Source organism: Massilia sp. AB1 (assembly GCF_018119385.1).
Lineage (GTDB): Bacteria > Pseudomonadota > Gammaproteobacteria > Burkholderiales > Burkholderiaceae_D > Telluria.
This window is the reverse complement of sequence record NZ_JAGKSG010000019.1, coordinates 49,336-64,937: the sequence shown is the minus strand read 5'-3', so window position 1 is coordinate 64,937 and position 15,602 is coordinate 49,336. Positions and strand designations below refer to the sequence as shown.

Genomic DNA, 15,602 nt, shown 5'->3' with positions numbered 1-15,602 from the left:
TGTCAGCGGTTCATCCGCTTTAATAATTGGGTGCGGATGCCGCGGGTGGCGTCGTCGTCCAGGGGCGCCAGGATGCGGCGCGCGGCTTCCGGAATGTGGGCGGCGGTGTGCTCGCCGGCTTCGAACACGTAGTGGCGAAACAGCTCCTGCCAGGCCTTGCGCTGTTCGGGCGGAAGGTCGCGCACCGTCATCAGGGCGTGCATCAGGGCGTTGGTCGGCGTGTCCATGTAGTCCGGCGACTGGCGCCACCAGTAGTTGACCAGGACGTTGAAGCGGTCCAGCGCCTCGACGTGGTGCCACCACATGCTGGGGATGAACAGGGCGTCGCCCGGCTCCAGCTCGGCCACCAGCGCATGCTCGAGCGCTTGGGCGAAGCGCGGAAATTGTTCGTAATCGGGCCGGGCGAAATCGACCAGGCTGATGGCCTGCCCGGCCGGGGTGAAGTCGAGCGGGCCGATGTACAGGTTGTCCAGCTGGTCCGGCGGGAACAGGGTGAAGCGGCGGTGGCCGGCGGCCACGCAGGCCAGGTTGTCCGGCAGGTCGTAGTGGGCCGCGATGCGGGTGCGGTTGCCGATCCAGATGCTGGCCAGCGGATTGCGCGCGCCCAGGTCGACGTCGTTCTCGGCGCGGAAGCCCGGCAGGCAGGTGTCGATGGTGGTCGAGCCGACATAGATCGAGGGTGGCGGCTCGGTCGTGCGGTGCTTCTCCAGCTCCGCCAGCACGGTGTCGAGCCGCACCCGCACCGGATAGAAATTGAAGCCGCTCAGGTCTTCGTTGTAGAAGTAGCGGCCCTCGATCTCGGGCGCGCCCAGCATGGCGCCGACGGTGGCGTCACGGTAGAAGCGGCGCAGGTAGGCGCCGGCCGCCTGTTGCGACTCGCGCGCGGCGGCTACCGCCGGCCATTCGGCCACCAGGCCGCGCAGCAGCAGCGGCTCGGTGGACGCGAGGATTTCCTGGCCCAGGTCGCGCGGACGCAGGCCCGCGAGCTCGCGTACCCGCTTAGCGATGGGCAGCATCTGCCTTCATCCTGCGGTTCTTGCGGTCGACCAGGCTGCGGAAGTTCGACAGGGAGGCCAGCGCATAGTAGATCGGGGCCAGGTGGCCGGCCTGGTGCAGCTCGTGCAGGGCGGCGGCGCCCAGCGCGGCCAGGCGCTCCTCATGGATGGTGTAGAAGCCGGACAGGCGGTTCTGCGAGCCGTCGTCGAGGGTGATGTCGAGCGCGAAGGTCTCCAGCAGCTCGTGCTTCACCAGCGCCCGCAGGAAGCCGGCTTCGGCTTGCATGCCGTGGTGGATGAAGGACAGCATGCCGTTGATGCGCTCCAGGTACTCGGTGCCGCCGCCGTGGGGCAGGAATACCGGCTCGCCCTCAAGCCGGCTTACGCGCGGGTTGTCCAGGTCCAGCTGGATCATCAGCTCGTCGCCATTGCGGCCGATCAGGAAAGGCTGGCGCGCCACCATCATGGGAATGACGGGCGCGTCCCAGCCGTCGGGACCGAGAAACAGGTTTTCGTTTTCCGTGAAGCCCATCAGCGCGATCGACTCGAACGGCACCTCGCCCTCGGTCTTGCGGAAGATGATCGGGTAGTCCGCCTGCAGCAGGCGGAATTCCTGGGCAAAGGTGAGAACCCAGGCCACGTCGTCGCCCAGGCCGGGGCGGTTGGCCGTGATAATGCGCAGGTCCTTGTGGTCGATGTTGTTCAGCACGGAGATAGTGGGCATCGTGTTGTCTCTTTCGTTGTCGTTGTTGTCAGCGTGGCAGCCCGTGGCTGCGAATATGGTCGATCAGCGCGCGGTTGTCCGGCAGCGCCGGCAGCATGCGGCGCGTCAGGTTCGCCGCGTCGCGCAGGAAGCCGTCGGCGGCCGCGCCGTCTTCCATGCGCGGCGCCGGTCCCGGCGCGTGATGGAAGCCCATGCCATACAGGACGTACTGATAGCTCGCCGCCGGGAAGACTTCCTGGATGCGGTCGATATCGTAGCGCGAGGGCGGGCGGTGGCGCCACAGCAGCAGCAGGCTGGCCAGGCGCTCGGGAATGGTCTCGGCGCAGCGGTTGTCGCGCCAGTAGTCGCTGTCCTCGCGCCGGCTCAGCACATAGTGCAGCTTGAGGAAATCGATCACCCGCTCCCAGCGGTAGGTGAAGGTCGCGTTGAAGCGCCCGGCCGCGGCTTCCATCTGCTCGCGCGTGACCGGCATCCCGTCGGCCAGCATGGCGGCGGAGAGCTCCACCAGCGCCAGCGCTGACGCCTCCAGCGGTTCGATGAAGCCGGCGGACAGGCCGATGGCCACGCAATTGCGGTGCCAGAATTTCTCGCGGTAGCCGGGCTGGAAACTCAGCTTGCGCGGTGCGGGCAGGTCCTCGCCGGCGCCGCTGGCTTTCAGGTAGGCGCGCAATTCGCGCTCGGCCTGTTCGTCCGTGGTGTGCGCGCTCGAATATACATGGCCCACGCCGCGCCGGGACGGCAGGCCGATGTCCCAGATCCAGCCGGCGCTTTGGGCGGTGGAGGTGGTCTGCGACGCGATCGGCTCGTCCTCGCGCGCATAGGGCACCTGGACCGCGAGCGCGCTGTCGTTGAACAGCACGTGGCGCTGCGACAGGAAGGGGATGCCGTAGTGCTTCCCGAGCAGCATGGACTGCATGCCGGTGCAGTCGACGAACAAGTCGCCTTCCAGGTCGCCGTGAGCCCTGGTGTGCAGGGCGGCGATGTCGCCGTTGTCGCGCGAACGGATGCCGGTGACGTGGTCCGGCACGTAGTGCACGCCCAGCTTTTCCAGGCAGTGGGTACGCAGGAACACACCGAACTTGCCGGCGTCGAGATGGTAGCCGTAGTTGGCCACGGCCGCGAATTCCGGCGTCGCGGCCTGCTTGGGCGCGCGGCCGGCCACGCACAGGTGCGGCTGGTAGCTCACCAGGTCGGCGAAGGGCACATGCGCATGGCGCCGCTGCCATTGGCTTGCGATATCGGCCTCGCCGTAGCCCTGGGGCAGTACGAAGGGATGGAAGTAATAATCGTCGTCCGCGCCGCTGACCCAGCGGTTGAAGCGCGAGCCCTGCTTGAAGGCGGCGTCGCAGGAGCGGAAAAAAGCGGTTTCGGACACGCCGGCCTCGCGCAGGGTGTCGCGCATGGTGGGCCAGGTGCCCTCGCCCACGCCGATCGGCGCGACGTCGGGCGACTCGATCAGGGTGATGCGCAGGCCGCCCTGCTCCAGCGTGCGGTAGCGCGCGGCAAGGACGGCGGCGGTCAGCCAGCCGGCCGAACCGCCGCCCACGATCACGATGTTCCTGATGGCGTTCGTCACCATGGTGCGTCCCGAAAAACAGATGGGGCAGTCTACCCCGAACGGGCCGCGGCGGGAATGCCCGCGGCCCTTAGGTCCTTCAGGTCAGAACTTGTAGCGCGCGGCCAGCATGTAGCGCGGTCCGGACTGTTCGACGAACAGCAAGGTCTGCTTGGTGCGGCCGTGGATGCGCTTGATCTCGTCCGTGAGGTTGATGCCTTCGAACTGGATGGACAGGTTCTTCGTCAGGTTATAGCCGATGCTCAGGTCGAACTGGCCGTAGGCCTCGACATAGTTCGGATTCGGCCCCGATCCGTCGAAGGTCCCCGACAGGAACTCGTCGCGCCAATTGTAGGCCGCGCGCACGTTCCACTTGTCGTTCTCGAAGATGCCGATCAGGTTGGCCGAGTCGCCCAGGCCCACCAGCGCGAACTGCTCGCCGATGCTGGCGTTGTTGTACTTCAGGCCGGAATGCACGTAGGTGTAGTTGGCCTGCACGCCGAAACCGCTGTTGCCGAACATGTGCAGCAGGTTGAATTCCAGGCCACGGGCACGGTCCTTCTTCTGGTTCGAGAACGAGTTGATGCGGAAGTCCGCGATCGGATCGCTGGCGGTGGCCGTGATGATGCCGGTCGGCGCGCCCGAAGCGTCGTCCGCGCCGCGCACCACGCCCGGCTGGCCGGCGAAATTGCGCAGGATGTAGCTGCGGATGCAGGTGGTGTCGCTGGTGGGGCAGCCGTTCTGCACCGCGGCGTTCCAGTAGGCGCCGCCGACCGGGGTGCGCACGCCGAAGGGCTGGGCGATGAACTGCGACTGGCCGGCGTAGTTGTCCAGGTGCTTGCGGAAGTGGTTGACCGAGAAGAAGCTCGACTTGGCGTAGTACCACTCGAAGGCGAGGTCGATGTTCTTGGCCTTGACCGGCTCCAGCGACGGATTGCCCTGGGTGCCGGTGCCGCCTTCCACGCGCGCCAGCGAATTCAGGACCTGGCCGCCGGAGATCTGGTCATAGCGCGGACGCCCGATGGTCTCGCCATAGCTCAGGCGCGCCTTCATGTCCGGGCGCAGGTCGACGTCGGCGTCGAAGCTCGGCAGCAGATGATGGTACTTGCCCTTGAGCGTGGTGAAGCCGCGTTCTCCGAACACCACCGGGAACTCGTTCTGCGAGACCCAGCTGATGGCGGTCGGCGTCTGCACCAGCGCGCTCGAGGTGACGTCGGTTTTCTCGTAGCGCAGGCCGATCGAGGTGTGGATCGGCATGGCCGTATCCCAGTCGGTGTTGAACTGCAGGTAGAGACTCTTCGACTTTTCCTCGGTGCGCTGGTCGTTGTCGTAGGTGGTCTTGGGCCGGTACAGGTCGGGCTGTCCGGTGACTTGCGCCGCCAGTGCGCGCAGTTGCTCGAAGTCGAAGGTGTAGAACTGGTTGAACAGGGCCGGGTTGTCGCTGCCGTCGATATTGTCGAAGTACCTGCTCAGGGTCTCGCGGTGGAACATGTTGGCCGGGTAGTCGGCGGGGCTGGTGGCGCCGGTCCAGGTGTCGCGCTGCTGCACCGAGAAAGCCGAGCGATAGTCGACTTTGGTCGCGGCCAGGCCGAACTTCAGTTCGGACGCTTCCAGCATCTTCCAGCTGCCGTGGACCTGGGCCTGGTCGATCTTGGTCTTCATGTAGCCGTTCTCGAACACCGAGCCGGTGACCTGCTGCGGCGCGCGCGTGAAGTCGGCGCCGGCGATGCTCAGCACCGGGAAGTCCTTGCTGAAATCGACGGTGGTGTCGCCGCGGCTCATGCTGGCGGTGCCGAGGACGTTGCTCGAGCCCCAGGGGCTGTCCGGGGTCGATTCGGCGGTCGAATGGTGCAGGTCGAATTCGAAGCGGACGTCGTTGTTGACTTTCCAGGCCGCGTTGAAGCCGAGCGACTTGTTCTCGTTCCTGGTGGCGAAATCGGCGCCGCCCATCGCGATGTCGCTGTTGGCGCCGGGGATCAGCTCCGTGTAGACCAGCGGGCTGGCCACCGGGCCGTCGGTCCAGCTGCTCGACGAGGCGCCGAAGTTGAACCAGGCCGAGATGTCCTGGCGGCGGGTCTGGACCTTGTTTTCCGAATAGGTGTAGTCCAGGGTGGTGGTCAGCGCCTTGGTCGGGGCGAACTGGAACACCACCTGGCCGTTGGTGCGCTGGCGCTGCACGCCGTTCATGTTGTAGTTCAGGTTTTGCGGCACCTGGTACACATCGGTCGGATCCGGACGATTGGTGATGCGCTCGGATCCCGGGGTGCCCGGCTGCGGGATCGTCCCCCAGTTGTTCTCGTCGCCGCGGAACGGCCCCTTCCAGCCGTTAGAGACCGCGGCCTGGTTGAAGCCCAGGTTGCGTTCCTGGTAGCTGCCGGTGAGCGCGATGCCGAAGCGGCCGTCGGCCGAGGTATTGCTGTAGATGCCGGAGATCTCCGGCGTCACCTTGTCGCCGCGCTTGACGTCGTCCGGCAGGTTCTGGGCCGACTTGTCGTACACGCCCTTGACGCCGACGCTGGCCTGCATGCCGGGACGCGACAGCGGACGCGGGGTGATGATGTTGATGGTGGCGCCGATGCCGCCGGTCGGGGTTTCGGCGCGCGCCGACTTGTACACCTGGATCTGGGACACCGCTTCGGACGCCAGGTTGGCGAAGTCGAAGGCGCGGCCGTTGCGGTCGCCCAGGCCGGAGGTCGGCATCTGGCGGCCGTTGAGCAGCACCAGGTTGAAATCGGGGCCGACACCGCGCACGGTGACCTTCGAGCCTTCGCCAATGGTCCGGTCGATCGATACGCCGGAGATGCGCTGCAGCGATTCGGCCAGGTTGGTGTCGGGGAATTTGCCGATGTCCTCGGCCACGATGCCGTCGACGAAGCCCTGCGCATTGCGCTTGAGGTTGAGCGAGGATTCCAGGCTGGCGCGCAGGCCGGTGACGACCACGGTCTGGGTCGTGCCGTTCGGGGACAGGCCGGGCGCGCTGGCGCCCTCGCTGGGCGCGCTGGCCGCGCTGGCCGGGGTGGCGGGCGCCTGCTCGGGCGTGCCGGCCTGGTCCTGGGCATGAGCCGGGACGAAGGCCGCGCAGGCGCTCGCCACTGCCAGGCTCATCAATGTCTGTTTCGCCTTGGGGTAAACCATGTGTTCTCCTGTTCTTTTTAAAATATGGCGGTCACACCTGGCTTCTGTGCCTGCCGCCTTGTCTCCACAACCCGCTGGACGCCTCAAGCCCCTTGCCGCGTCCTCTCCGACCGCCATGCCGCCGCTTACCCTCCCGGATCGCTCCAATTTTTCCGGTTGCATGGAAACGTTTCCATGTGTTGGTCTGAATATTAGGGTTGGAAAAAAAAATTGTCAACGGAATATTCCATACAGATATGGGCCGCCATGCGGCGGTTTTGCAACATAGGCATCGGCGCTAGAGGGAGCCACGTGGAGCGATAGAAGGCGCGCGTGGTTGACACCGATTTTTTGGCGATGCTATAGACGGCTTGTCTTTTTGGAAACCATTCCAAATTCATTGGGAAGAATCATGGGCATGATCGCCAAGGCAGCCGTGCTGGTGTTCGCCGTCCTGGGCGCCGGCTGCGCGCACCAGCCGCCCGCCGCCTCCGGCTGGACCCTGGCCTGGAGCGACGAATTCGAGGGCGATGCGCTCGACCGCGGCAAGTGGGTGGCGGAGGCCGGCGGACATGGATAGGGCGACCAGGAGCTGCGGTTCTACTCGGCGGGTAATCCGGACAGCACGACGGTGCTGCCGCAGCAGATGCTGGCCGATTACGTACGGGTGTATCGCAGGGCGGGCAAGGGCGGCAGAACGGCCCACGGCGGTAGGGATTTTCGACGGTCCATCCCGCCGAATGCGCAGTCCGTCGCAATCCGGAGGGCAAACCCGGCCTTCTCCCCTATCCTGCCCTTATCGACAACCGTTATCGGAGATCCACCATGCAAAAACTGCTGACCGCCGCCCTCGTCGCCGGCTCGTTCACCCTGGCCGCCGGCCCGGTCCTCGCCGACGAAGCCGTGCGCGAGACCCGCGCCGTGGACGCCAAGGTCACCAAGGTCAAGCTGGGCGGCGTGATCGACCTGGTGCTGCTCCAGGGCGCCACGCCCTCGCTGGTGATCTCGGGCGACCGCCGCTATATCCAGCGCATCACCACCGCGCAGCGCGGCGACACGCTCGAAATCGGCACCGAATCCTTCACTTCCCGTAACGAACGCACGGAACACAAGCTGCGCGCCGAACTCACGGTGCCGAACCTGGCCGAATTCACGTCGAACGGCGTCGGCAGCTCGACCATCAGCGGCTTCACCGGCGATGCCGTGAAGCTGGCCCTGGACGGCGCCGGCGCGGTGGCCGTCGACGGCAACTTCCGCCAGATCGACGCCCGCCTGGGCGGCGTGGGCGCCATGAACCTCAAGGGCGTGCGCGCCGAGCGCATCGACCTGAACCTGCGCGGCGCCGGCCGCATGACGGTGCAGGGCCACGCCCGCCTGCTGCAGGCCAAGCTGAGCGGCGTCGGCAGCCTGGAAGCGAAGGAGCTGCAGGCCGACACCGTCGACCTGTCCCTGTCCGGCCTGGGCGGCGCCTCGGTCCATGCGAAGCAGGCCGCCGACGTGAGCCTGAGCGGCCTGGGCTCGGCCACCGTGTACGGCAACCCGGCCAAGCGCAACGGCACCGACAACGGCATGGGCAGCATCAGCTGGAAGTAAGCGGCAGCTGAACGCGCTGCCGGGAGAACCAGGCTAGCTGGTTTTGCCTTTACCCGGCGGCGCCGGAACACTGGCTGCCGTCGCGGCTGCCGCGGGCGCCGCCGGTGCCGCGAGCGGCCGCAGCGCGAGGCCGCGGCGCGGCAGGTCGCGCCCGAGCACCAGGCGCAGGTCGGTCGGCGCGCAGGCCTGCACTTCCAGCAGCTGCACGCCGCCGACCCGCCGTGCCAGGCGCTCGGCCGCCGCGCGGTGGGCCGCCTCGTATTCGATACGGGTGCGCGCCACGCCGAAACCCTTTTCGTTCGACAGCCGGGTCACCTTCATGCCGGGATCGCCCAGCCGGCGAGCCAGCGTGCGCGCCATGCCGGTCACACCGTTGCCGTTCCTGATTTCCAGCCGCGTGACGGCGGCCTCGATCGACGGCGCCTGCGGAGGCGGCGCAGCCGGCGCTTCGGGTGCTTCAGCCGGCGCCGGCGCCTTGCCGCGCCGCAGTTCGAGCATGCCGTTGCCGGCCACGTGCAGCTCGGTCTCCAGCCATGCCGGCTCCGCGGCGTCGCCGCGCTGGGCCTGCAGCGCCTGGCCGATGGCGCTCACCGAAGTCTTGCCGCCCACCGCCGCCAGGTCGGCGCGGAGGTCGTGCCGGCGCAGCGCGTCCGCCTGCCTGAGCATCTGCGCGGCGCGCGCATCCTGGCCCAGCTTGTGCAGGGTGTCGCCGAGCAGCTGCCAGGAACGGGCGTTGAGCGGATTGAGCAGGCAGGCTTTTTCGAGCGCCACCAGCGCCTGGTCGTAGTCGCCGCTCAGGAAATAGGCATGGCCCAGGTTGCCGAGCAGGTAAGCCTTGTCCGGGCCGGAGGACATCGTCAGCGGCGCCGCCAGCTCGCGCCAGATCGCGATGGCGGCCGCGAAATCGCGCTGCTCGGCGTGCAGGGTGGCCAGGCCGTTGCGGGCGTTGACATGGCCGGGGTCGGCCCGCAGCGCGGCCTGGTAGGCGGCGCGCGCCTCGTCGTAGCGGCGCGCCAGGTGATGGTTGCGGCCGGCCAGGTAGGCTTCGTCGCCGCCGGCGGCTGCGGCGGCGGAGGACAGCGTCGGCAGCGGCGTACAGGCCAGCAGGCCGGCGCCGGCGCACAGCAGCGCCAGCGTACTCAAGGTGGTAGCGGTTCGCATCGCGATCTCCATTCAATCAACGCAAGGATTAATGCACCCCGTGCAGCGCGCCCAGGGTTCGCGATATCTGGATCGCGGCCGGCCCGAGCAGCACCATCAGCAGCGTCGGGAAAATGCAGAAAATCAGGGGGAACAGCAGCTTGAGGCCGATCTTGGCCGCGCGCTCCTCGGCCTTGACGCGCCGCTTGTGGCGCAGGTTGTCCGAATACACGCGCAGCGAGTCGCCGATGCTGGTGCCGAAGCGTTCGGACTGGATCAGCATCGCCACCAGGGTGTCGACATCCTCGACCCCGGAGCGCAGGGCGAAGTTGCGCAGCGCCTTCTCCTTGCTGAAGCCGGCCCGCATCTCCATCAGCACCAGCTGCAGTTCCTCGGCCAGCACCACGCTCTTGATGTGGATCTCGCCGGCTACCTTGACCATCGCCCGCTCCAGGCTCAGGCCCGCTTCCACGCACACGGTCAGCAGGTCGAGCGCGTCGGGGATGGTCTCGAAGATCTCGCGCCGGCGCCGGTTGGCGATGCGGGTGAGGACCACGTTCGGCGCGTAGTAACCGAGGGCCGCGCCCAGCAGCAGGAGGGCGAGCAGCTTGTTCGAGTCGAGCGCGCCGCCGTACAGCACGATGGCAGGCACGCTCAGCGCCGGGATCAGGAGCGCCAGTCCGGTCTTGGAGGCGAAGTACAGGGTCGGCGCCGCCGGGTTGCGCCAGCCGGCGTTCATGAAGCGGGTGCTCAGGGTGGATTTTTCCCAGCCTTCGTCCGGAATCGAGAGCTTGGTCAGCGGCCTGGCGACGCTGGCCACGCGCTCGACCCAGTCCTTGCCGGCCTCCAGGCCGCCCTCGCTTTGCCCCGGCTTGTTGCCGAGGAAGCGGCGCAGGCGCTCGCGCAGGGCGACCGGGGCGAACAGCGCCACGCCGAGCCAGCCCAGGCCGCATACGACGGCGAAGACGATGAACAGGAACAGGAGTTGGGACGACGGCATAGGCACCTCACACGCGGATGCGGATGATCTTGCGCAGCCAGATCACCCCGAACAGGATCATGCCGGCGCCGTACCACAGCATCCGCACGCCCGACGGGTCCTTCCACATCATGCTGATGTAGTCGGGGCTGGTGATCGCCATGGCGCCGGCCACGCAGAACGGCATCAGGCCCAGAATCCAGGCCGACATGCGTCCCTCGGCCGACAGCACCCGCACGTGGGCGATCAGCTTCAGGCGGGCGCGGATGATCTGGCTGATGTTGCCGAGGATCTCGGCCAGGTTGCCGCCCGATTCGCGCTGGATCAGCACCGCGATGATCAGGTAGCGCAGGTCGGTCAGCGGGATGCGCGCCGCCATCGCGTGCAGCGCTTCGCTCATCGGCACGCCGTAGTTGATCTCTTCGCGCGCGATGCGGAACTCGCTGCTGAGCGGCTCGGGCAGCTCGTTGCCGACGATTTGCAGGACATTGTTGAAGGAATGGCCGGCGCGCAGCGCGCGGGCGATGAAGTCGGCCGCATCCGGCAGCTGCTGCTCGATGCGCAGCAGGCGCCGCTGGCGCGCGCGCCGCATCAGGAACCAGGGCAGGTTCAGGCAGGCCAGGCCTGCCAGCATCCGCGCCGGCCAGGGCAGCGGCCAGGCGGACGCCGCCAGCATGCCGGCCGCCATGCAGCCGAGCGACCAGGCGATGAACTGCCCCACCGTCCAGGGCGATCCGGCCTGCACCAGCAGCGCGTCGATGCGGTGCGCCAGCCCGGCGCGGTGCAGCATGCGGTCGAAGGACTGGTGGCTGCTGTAGCGTCGCTGCTTGAGGATCGAGATGCGCTCGCCCGTGCGTCCGACCCCGCCCGACATCAGCTGGAGGCGGCGCGCGATGCGGCGCGCCGCGGCGCCGTGGGTGCCCATCCACCACAGGTAGACGCCTTCGACCGCGAGGATCACCGCAGCGAACAGGAACACCACGAAACCGGAGAACAGCGCGTCCATGCCGTCCCCCCTCAGTCGAAGATCCGGTCGGGATCGAAGGCGTCTTCCGGCACCGGCACGCCGAACAGGCGCAGGCGGTCGGCGAAGCGCGGGCGCACGCCGGTGGCGCAGAAATGGCCCAGCACCTTGCCCTCGGCGTCCACGCCGCGCTGCTCGAAGCGGTAGATTTCCTGCATCGAGATGATGTCGCCCTCCATGCCGGTGATCTCCTGGATGCTGACCACCTTGCGCGTACCGTCGGTCAGGCGCGAAGCCTGCACCACCACCGTCACGGCCGACACGATCTGCTGGCGGATCGCGCGCGCGCTCAAGCTGACGCCGGCCATGCTGACCATGTTCTCCAGGCGCGACAAGGCGTCGCGCGGGGTGTTCGAGTGGATGGTGGCGAGCGAGCCTTCGTGGCCGGTGTTCATCGCCTGCAGCATGTCGAGCGCCTCGGCCCCGCGCACCTCGCCCAGGATGATGCGGTCGGGCCGCATGCGCAGCGCGTTGCGCACCAAGGCGCGCTGGGTCACCTCGCCCTTGCCCTCGATATTGGGCGGACGGGTCTCGAGGCGCACCACGTGCGGCTGGCGCAGCTGCAGCTCGGCAGCGTCCTCGATCGTCACCACCCGCTCGCTGCCCGGGATGAAGTCGGAGATCAGGTTCAGCAGCGTGGTCTTGCCGCTGCCGGTGCCGCCCGAGATCAATATGTTCACCTTGGCCGTGCCCAGGCCCTCCAGCACCTGGATCATGGGCGGGGTCAGGCTCTTGTAGTCGAGCAGGTTCTGCACCGTCAGCGGCGTGGCGCCGAAGCGGCGGATCGACAGCAGCGGGCCGTCCACCGCCAGCGGCGGGATGATCGCATTGACGCGCGAACCGTCCGGCAGCCTGGCGTCGACCATCGGGCTCGACTCGTCGACCCGGCGTCCCACGCGCGAGACGATCTTTTCGATGATCTTCATCAGGTGCGCGTTGTCGTGGAAGCTGATGTCGGTCAGCTCCAGCTTGCCGCGCCGCTCGACATAGACCTTGCTGGCGGTGTTGACCAGGATGTCCGAGACGGTCGGATCGTTCAGCAGCGGCTCGAGCGGCCCGAAGCCGAGCATCTCGTGCTGGATGTCGAGCACCAGGTGGTGGCGCTCGTGCTGGTTGAGGACGATTCTTTCTTCTTCGATGATGCGCTGGACCAGCAGCGCCAGCTCGTGCTTGAACTGCTCGGGGGTCAGGCGCTTGAGGCGTTCCAGGTCGATCCGGTCGAGGATCATCTGGTGCATCAGCTTCTTGAGCTCCTGGTAGGCGTGGTTGCCGGTGTCCGGCAGCCCGGCGGCCAGCTGGCGCTCGGCGCTGGTGCTGACTTCGGTGCTGGCAAGGCGTTCTCGTAGGGACATCGGGTGCTCCAGTCGTGAAATGTCGGGGGCTGGCGTCGAGCGGGGCTAGGCGCCCCCGCCGAACAAGCGATCGAGCAGGCCCTTGTTTTCCGGTACGCGGCGCGCCGTCACCAGCTCCACCATCTCGGCCAGGCTGCGCGCGGCCGCGCTCGAGCGCGACAGCTGCAGCACCGGCACGCCCTGGTTCACCGAGTCGGTCACGGCGATGTAGTCGTTCGGGAAGGTGTGCATCACTTCGCAGCCGAGCGCCGCATGCAGGTCCTGCAGGCGCAGCTTGCCGCCCTTCTCGTAGCGGTTGACGATCAGGCGGATGTTGTCCAGCACGTAGCCGAGCGAGCGGAAGATGTCGAGCAGGCGGCGCGCGTCGCGGATGTCGGGCAGCGCCAGCTGCAGCACCGGGTAGATGGTGTCGGTGATGTCGAGCGCGCGCAGCGAAACCGCGTCGATCTGGCGGCCGACGTCGAGCAGCACGTAGTCGTAGTGCTGGCGCGCCACGCGCAGGATCGTGTCGATGTGCTCCGGCTTGGCTTCCCTGGCCTGGCCCGGGTCGTCGGCCGCGGCCAGCACGCCGAAGCCGGGGGCCACGTGCACCAGGCAGGAATCCAGGAAAGGCGCATCGACGCGGGCGATCTGGGCGCACACGTCCGACAGGGTCATGCTCGGCTTCTGGTCCGACACGTACAGCGCGGCGTCGCCGAACTGGCCGTGCAGGTCGACCAGCAGGACCTTCTTGCCGGCCAGGGTCGCCAGCGCGTAGCCGAAATTGGTCGAGATGAAGGTCGCGCCGCTGCCGCCCTTGCAGGCGATGAAGGCGAGCACCTTCCCGTCGCGCGTCAGGGACACGCCGGCGGCGGCCGAGATCCGGTCCATCGCCTCGTGGAAGGCGCGGTGCACCAGCGGCAGCTGCAGCACTTCGCGCACGCCGGCGCGCATGGCGGTGATCAGGAGGTCCGGCTGGTGGTGATCGGTCAGGAGCATCAGCTGGGCCGACGGATACTGGCGGGCCAGGCGCTCCAGCAGCGCGGCCTCGAGCGGCTCGGTCTCGCTGGCGTCGATGATCACCAGCTGGGCGCTGTCGGCGTCAAGACGGTCGAGCGCATCGCGCAGGCTGGCGCGGGTGGACGCCAGGTGCAGCGGCGGCACGCGCGCCGCGCCCTGGGACGCGATTTCCGCATACAGCTGGCTGTCGCGGCTGATCAGGAGCGCTCTCATGGCATCCTCGCCGCAGCTGCGCTTGCCATCCTTGGCCCGGGGTGGCCGGCTTTCATTTTCCGGTACCGATCAGCGAGCGCGCCGGTTCGGCCTGGGGACGCGAGTAGGAGTGCTGGTACTGCTCGTGCGCGGCGCGCGCGGCCTGGCCGTCGATGCCCGCGGCCGGGTCGGTGTTCGCGCCGGCGGCAGGGTCGAGCACCTGCGACGCCAGGTTGGCGCGCAACGCCTTGCCGAATTCGCGGTCATAGTTGGGCGTGCCGGAAACGCAGCCCAGCAAGGCTGCCGCGGCGGGCGCCGCCAGGATCCAACGGGTTGTTCTGCTTGCCATGTCCATCCCCTTGTTGAGTGCATGTGAGCTCATTTGAGCTCGAAGCCGCCCGCGGTCTGCGACGGCGGCGGCGCGATGGCCGGCGTCGACATGGCGGCCGTGGCGGCAGGCGGCCTTCCTTCCAGGCTGCCGCCCAGCAGGATCTCGCCGCGCGACGGCAGGCCGATCCTGTCGGTCGGCAGCGCATAGCCGGCGCCGGCGATCGGCTTGACCAGGCGCACGGTGATCACGAACACCAGCTCGCTTCGGTCCTGCTGGTAATCGGTGCTGCGGAACAGCGCGCCCAGCACCGGCACTTCGCCCAGCACCGGCAGGCCCTTCAGGTTGGCCACCAGGTTGTTCTTCACCAGGCCGCCGATGGCGAAGCTCTGGCCGTCGTACAGCTGCACCGTGGTGCTGGCGCGGCGCGTGGTCACCAGCGGCATGATGGCGGTGCCGGCGATGCCCACCGCGTTGATGCCGATGCCTTCGCGCGACAGTTCCGACACTTCCGGCGCCACCTTCAGGTTGATGCGCCCGCCCGCCAGCACGGTCGGGGTGAAGCGCAGGCCGACGCCGAATTCCTTTTCTTCCAGGGTCACCTTGTTGTTGTCCTGGGCCACCGGGATGTAGAACTTGCCGCCGGCCAGGAAGCTGCCTTCCTGGCCGCTGATCGCCATCACGTTCGGCTCGGCCAGGATGCGCACCAGGCCATCCTGCTTGTCGGCTTCGACGGCGACCATGTTGCCGTTGGGTTTGCTGCCCCCGATGCCTCCGCGCGCCCGGCCGGTGAGGAAATTCGAAGTCAGGATGGCTCCCCAGCTGCCGGGGGTAAAGGTAAAGCGCGAGCCGGATTCCAGGCGTTCGATCAGGGTGCGCGACACCTCGGCCACCTTGACTTCGAGCTGCACCTGCTGCGGCGCGCTGACGCCGAGCAGGTTGACCACGCGCGCGCCGGCGGACGCGCCCGCTGCGCCTCCACCGCCGCTGTTTGCGGCGACGGGAATCACGCCGTCGGTCTCGTTGTCCTTGGCCGCAGGCGGCAGCTGGCGCAGCGGCCGGCGCACATAGGCCCCGGCCAGTTCGACGGCGCGCGCGACCGCGCTGGCGTCGCTGACGGTGCCGGTCAGCACCAGGGTATCCATGGCCGACATCACGCGGATGTCCTTTTCCTCGGGCATGACGGCGGCCAGCGTGGCCTGCACTTCGGCCGGGTCCATCGACACCGCGATGTCGACGATGCTGCACAGGCCGCTGCGGCCCTGCACGATCATATTGGTGCTGCCGACGTCGACCCCGGCGATGTAGAGGGTGTCGGGCGCGACCAGCATGGCCTGCACAACGGAAGGATTGCCGACGCTGCGGTGGCGCACCGGTTCGGGCAGCCGCAGCATGGTCGACTTGCCCATGTGGAGGGCCAGGCGCGCCGGGCGCGCGGCTTCGCCGCTGCAGCCGGCCTGGGGTTTGGCTTCCGGCTCGGCGGCTGGCTTGGCCGCGGCCGCCGCCGGCATGGCGGTGGCGGCAAGGAGCGCGATACCGGCGGCCGCCGCGCAGGCGCGCAGCCCGTCCCGCCGCGCGATCGTGGAGCATCTGTTCATGGCGTTCAT

At 68.0% G+C, this 15,602-nt stretch carries 13 protein-coding genes; 2 read left to right on the top strand and 11 right to left on the bottom strand.

Annotated elements, in window-relative coordinates:
* Positions 1-2 precede the first annotated feature (2 nt).
* From J8847_RS12850 to J8847_RS12835, 4 genes are all read right to left on the bottom strand, one after another.
* Positions 3-1,016: a cupin-like domain-containing protein gene (locus tag J8847_RS12850; RefSeq protein ID WP_211525106.1), complete on the bottom strand. Its 1,014-nt coding sequence runs from the start codon at positions 1,014-1,016 to the stop codon at positions 3-5.
* Complete coding sequence (locus J8847_RS12845) at positions 1,000-1,719, bottom strand: SapC family protein (protein ID WP_211525105.1); 720 nt, start codon at positions 1,717-1,719, stop codon at positions 1,000-1,002. The genes J8847_RS12850 and J8847_RS12845 overlap by 17 nt, the downstream gene beginning before the upstream one ends.
* Positions 1,720-1,747: 28 nt before the next feature.
* Complete coding sequence (locus tag J8847_RS12840) at positions 1,748-3,298, bottom strand: tryptophan halogenase family protein (protein ID WP_211525104.1); 1,551 nt, start codon at positions 3,296-3,298, stop codon at positions 1,748-1,750.
* Between the two features lie 81 nt (positions 3,299-3,379).
* Positions 3,380-6,409 carry a TonB-dependent receptor gene (locus J8847_RS12835; RefSeq protein WP_211525103.1) on the bottom strand — a complete coding sequence of 1,010 codons (3,030 nt, stop codon included), beginning with the start codon at positions 6,407-6,409 and terminating at the stop codon, positions 3,380-3,382.
* Positions 6,410-6,800: 391 nt separating this feature from the next.
* On the opposite strand from J8847_RS12835, the gene J8847_RS12830 reads away from it, so the two are divergent.
* A complete protein-coding gene (locus J8847_RS12830; RefSeq protein WP_211525102.1) occupies positions 6,801-6,968 on the top strand; it encodes a hypothetical protein in 168 nt (55 codons plus the stop codon).
* A gap of 245 nt (positions 6,969-7,213) precedes the next feature.
* Positions 7,214-7,981 carry a head GIN domain-containing protein gene (locus tag J8847_RS12825; RefSeq protein WP_229429774.1) on the top strand — a complete coding sequence of 256 codons (768 nt, stop codon included), beginning with the start codon at positions 7,214-7,216 and terminating at the stop codon, positions 7,979-7,981.
* Positions 7,982-8,014: 33 nt separating this feature from the next.
* Here the strand turns inward: J8847_RS12825 and J8847_RS12820 are convergent, their stop codons facing one another.
* Genes J8847_RS12820 through J8847_RS12790 form a run of 7 tightly spaced genes read right to left on the bottom strand, consistent with a single transcriptional unit; the run spans position 8,015 to position 15,593 of the window.
* Complete coding sequence (locus J8847_RS12820; protein ID WP_211525101.1) at positions 8,015-9,142, bottom strand: LytR C-terminal domain-containing protein; 1,128 nt, start codon at positions 9,140-9,142, stop codon at positions 8,015-8,017.
* A gap of 28 nt (positions 9,143-9,170) precedes the next feature.
* Positions 9,171-10,121, bottom strand: coding sequence for a type II secretion system F family protein (locus J8847_RS12815; protein WP_211525100.1), 951 nt, complete (start codon positions 10,119-10,121; stop codon positions 9,171-9,173).
* A gap of 7 nt (positions 10,122-10,128) precedes the next feature.
* Entirely contained in the window at positions 10,129-11,106 is a 978-nt protein-coding gene (locus J8847_RS12810) for a type II secretion system F family protein (RefSeq protein WP_211525099.1), read from the bottom strand.
* 11 nt (positions 11,107-11,117) lie between these two features.
* Positions 11,118-12,476, bottom strand: a complete 1,359-nt coding sequence (locus tag J8847_RS12805; RefSeq protein ID WP_211525098.1) for a CpaF family protein — start codon at positions 12,474-12,476, stop codon at positions 11,118-11,120.
* 45 nt (positions 12,477-12,521) lie between these two features.
* Positions 12,522-13,688, bottom strand: a complete 1,167-nt coding sequence (locus tag J8847_RS12800; protein WP_211525097.1) for an AAA family ATPase — start codon at positions 13,686-13,688, stop codon at positions 12,522-12,524.
* Between the two features lie 52 nt (positions 13,689-13,740).
* Positions 13,741-14,049: a hypothetical protein gene (locus J8847_RS12795; RefSeq protein WP_229512781.1), complete on the bottom strand. Its 309-nt coding sequence runs from the start codon at positions 14,047-14,049 to the stop codon at positions 13,741-13,743.
* Entirely contained in the window at positions 14,046-15,593 is a 1,548-nt protein-coding gene (locus tag J8847_RS12790; protein ID WP_211525096.1) for a type II and III secretion system protein family protein, read from the bottom strand. The genes J8847_RS12795 and J8847_RS12790 overlap by 4 nt, the downstream gene beginning before the upstream one ends.
* Positions 15,594-15,602 lie beyond the last annotated feature (9 nt).

Coding starts and splice junctions, on each gene's coding strand:
- J8847_RS12850 (WP_211525106.1), bottom strand. CDS start 1,016: ATGCTGCCCATCGCTAAGCGGGTACGCGAGCTCGCGGGCCTGCGTCCG.
- J8847_RS12845 (WP_211525105.1), bottom strand. CDS start 1,719: ATGCCCACTATCTCCGTGCTGAACAACATCGACCACAAGGACCTGCGC.
- J8847_RS12840 (WP_211525104.1), bottom strand. CDS start 3,298: ATGGTGACGAACGCCATCAGGAACATCGTGATCGTGGGCGGCGGTTCG.
- J8847_RS12835 (WP_211525103.1), bottom strand. CDS start 6,409: ATGGTTTACCCCAAGGCGAAACAGACATTGATGAGCCTGGCAGTGGCG.
- J8847_RS12830 (WP_211525102.1), top strand. CDS start 6,801: ATGGGCATGATCGCCAAGGCAGCCGTGCTGGTGTTCGCCGTCCTGGGC.
- J8847_RS12825 (WP_229429774.1), top strand. CDS start 7,214: ATGCAAAAACTGCTGACCGCCGCCCTCGTCGCCGGCTCGTTCACCCTG.
- J8847_RS12820 (WP_211525101.1), bottom strand. CDS start 9,142: ATGCGAACCGCTACCACCTTGAGTACGCTGGCGCTGCTGTGCGCCGGC.
- J8847_RS12815 (WP_211525100.1), bottom strand. CDS start 10,121: ATGCCGTCGTCCCAACTCCTGTTCCTGTTCATCGTCTTCGCCGTCGTA.
- J8847_RS12810 (WP_211525099.1), bottom strand. CDS start 11,106: ATGGACGCGCTGTTCTCCGGTTTCGTGGTGTTCCTGTTCGCTGCGGTG.
- J8847_RS12805 (WP_211525098.1), bottom strand. CDS start 12,476: ATGTCCCTACGAGAACGCCTTGCCAGCACCGAAGTCAGCACCAGCGCC.
- J8847_RS12800 (WP_211525097.1), bottom strand. CDS start 13,688: ATGAGAGCGCTCCTGATCAGCCGCGACAGCCAGCTGTATGCGGAAATC.
- J8847_RS12795 (WP_229512781.1), bottom strand. CDS start 14,049: ATGAGCTCACATGCACTCAACAAGGGGATGGACATGGCAAGCAGAACA.
- J8847_RS12790 (WP_211525096.1), bottom strand. CDS start 15,593: ATGAACAGATGCTCCACGATCGCGCGGCGGGACGGGCTGCGCGCCTGC.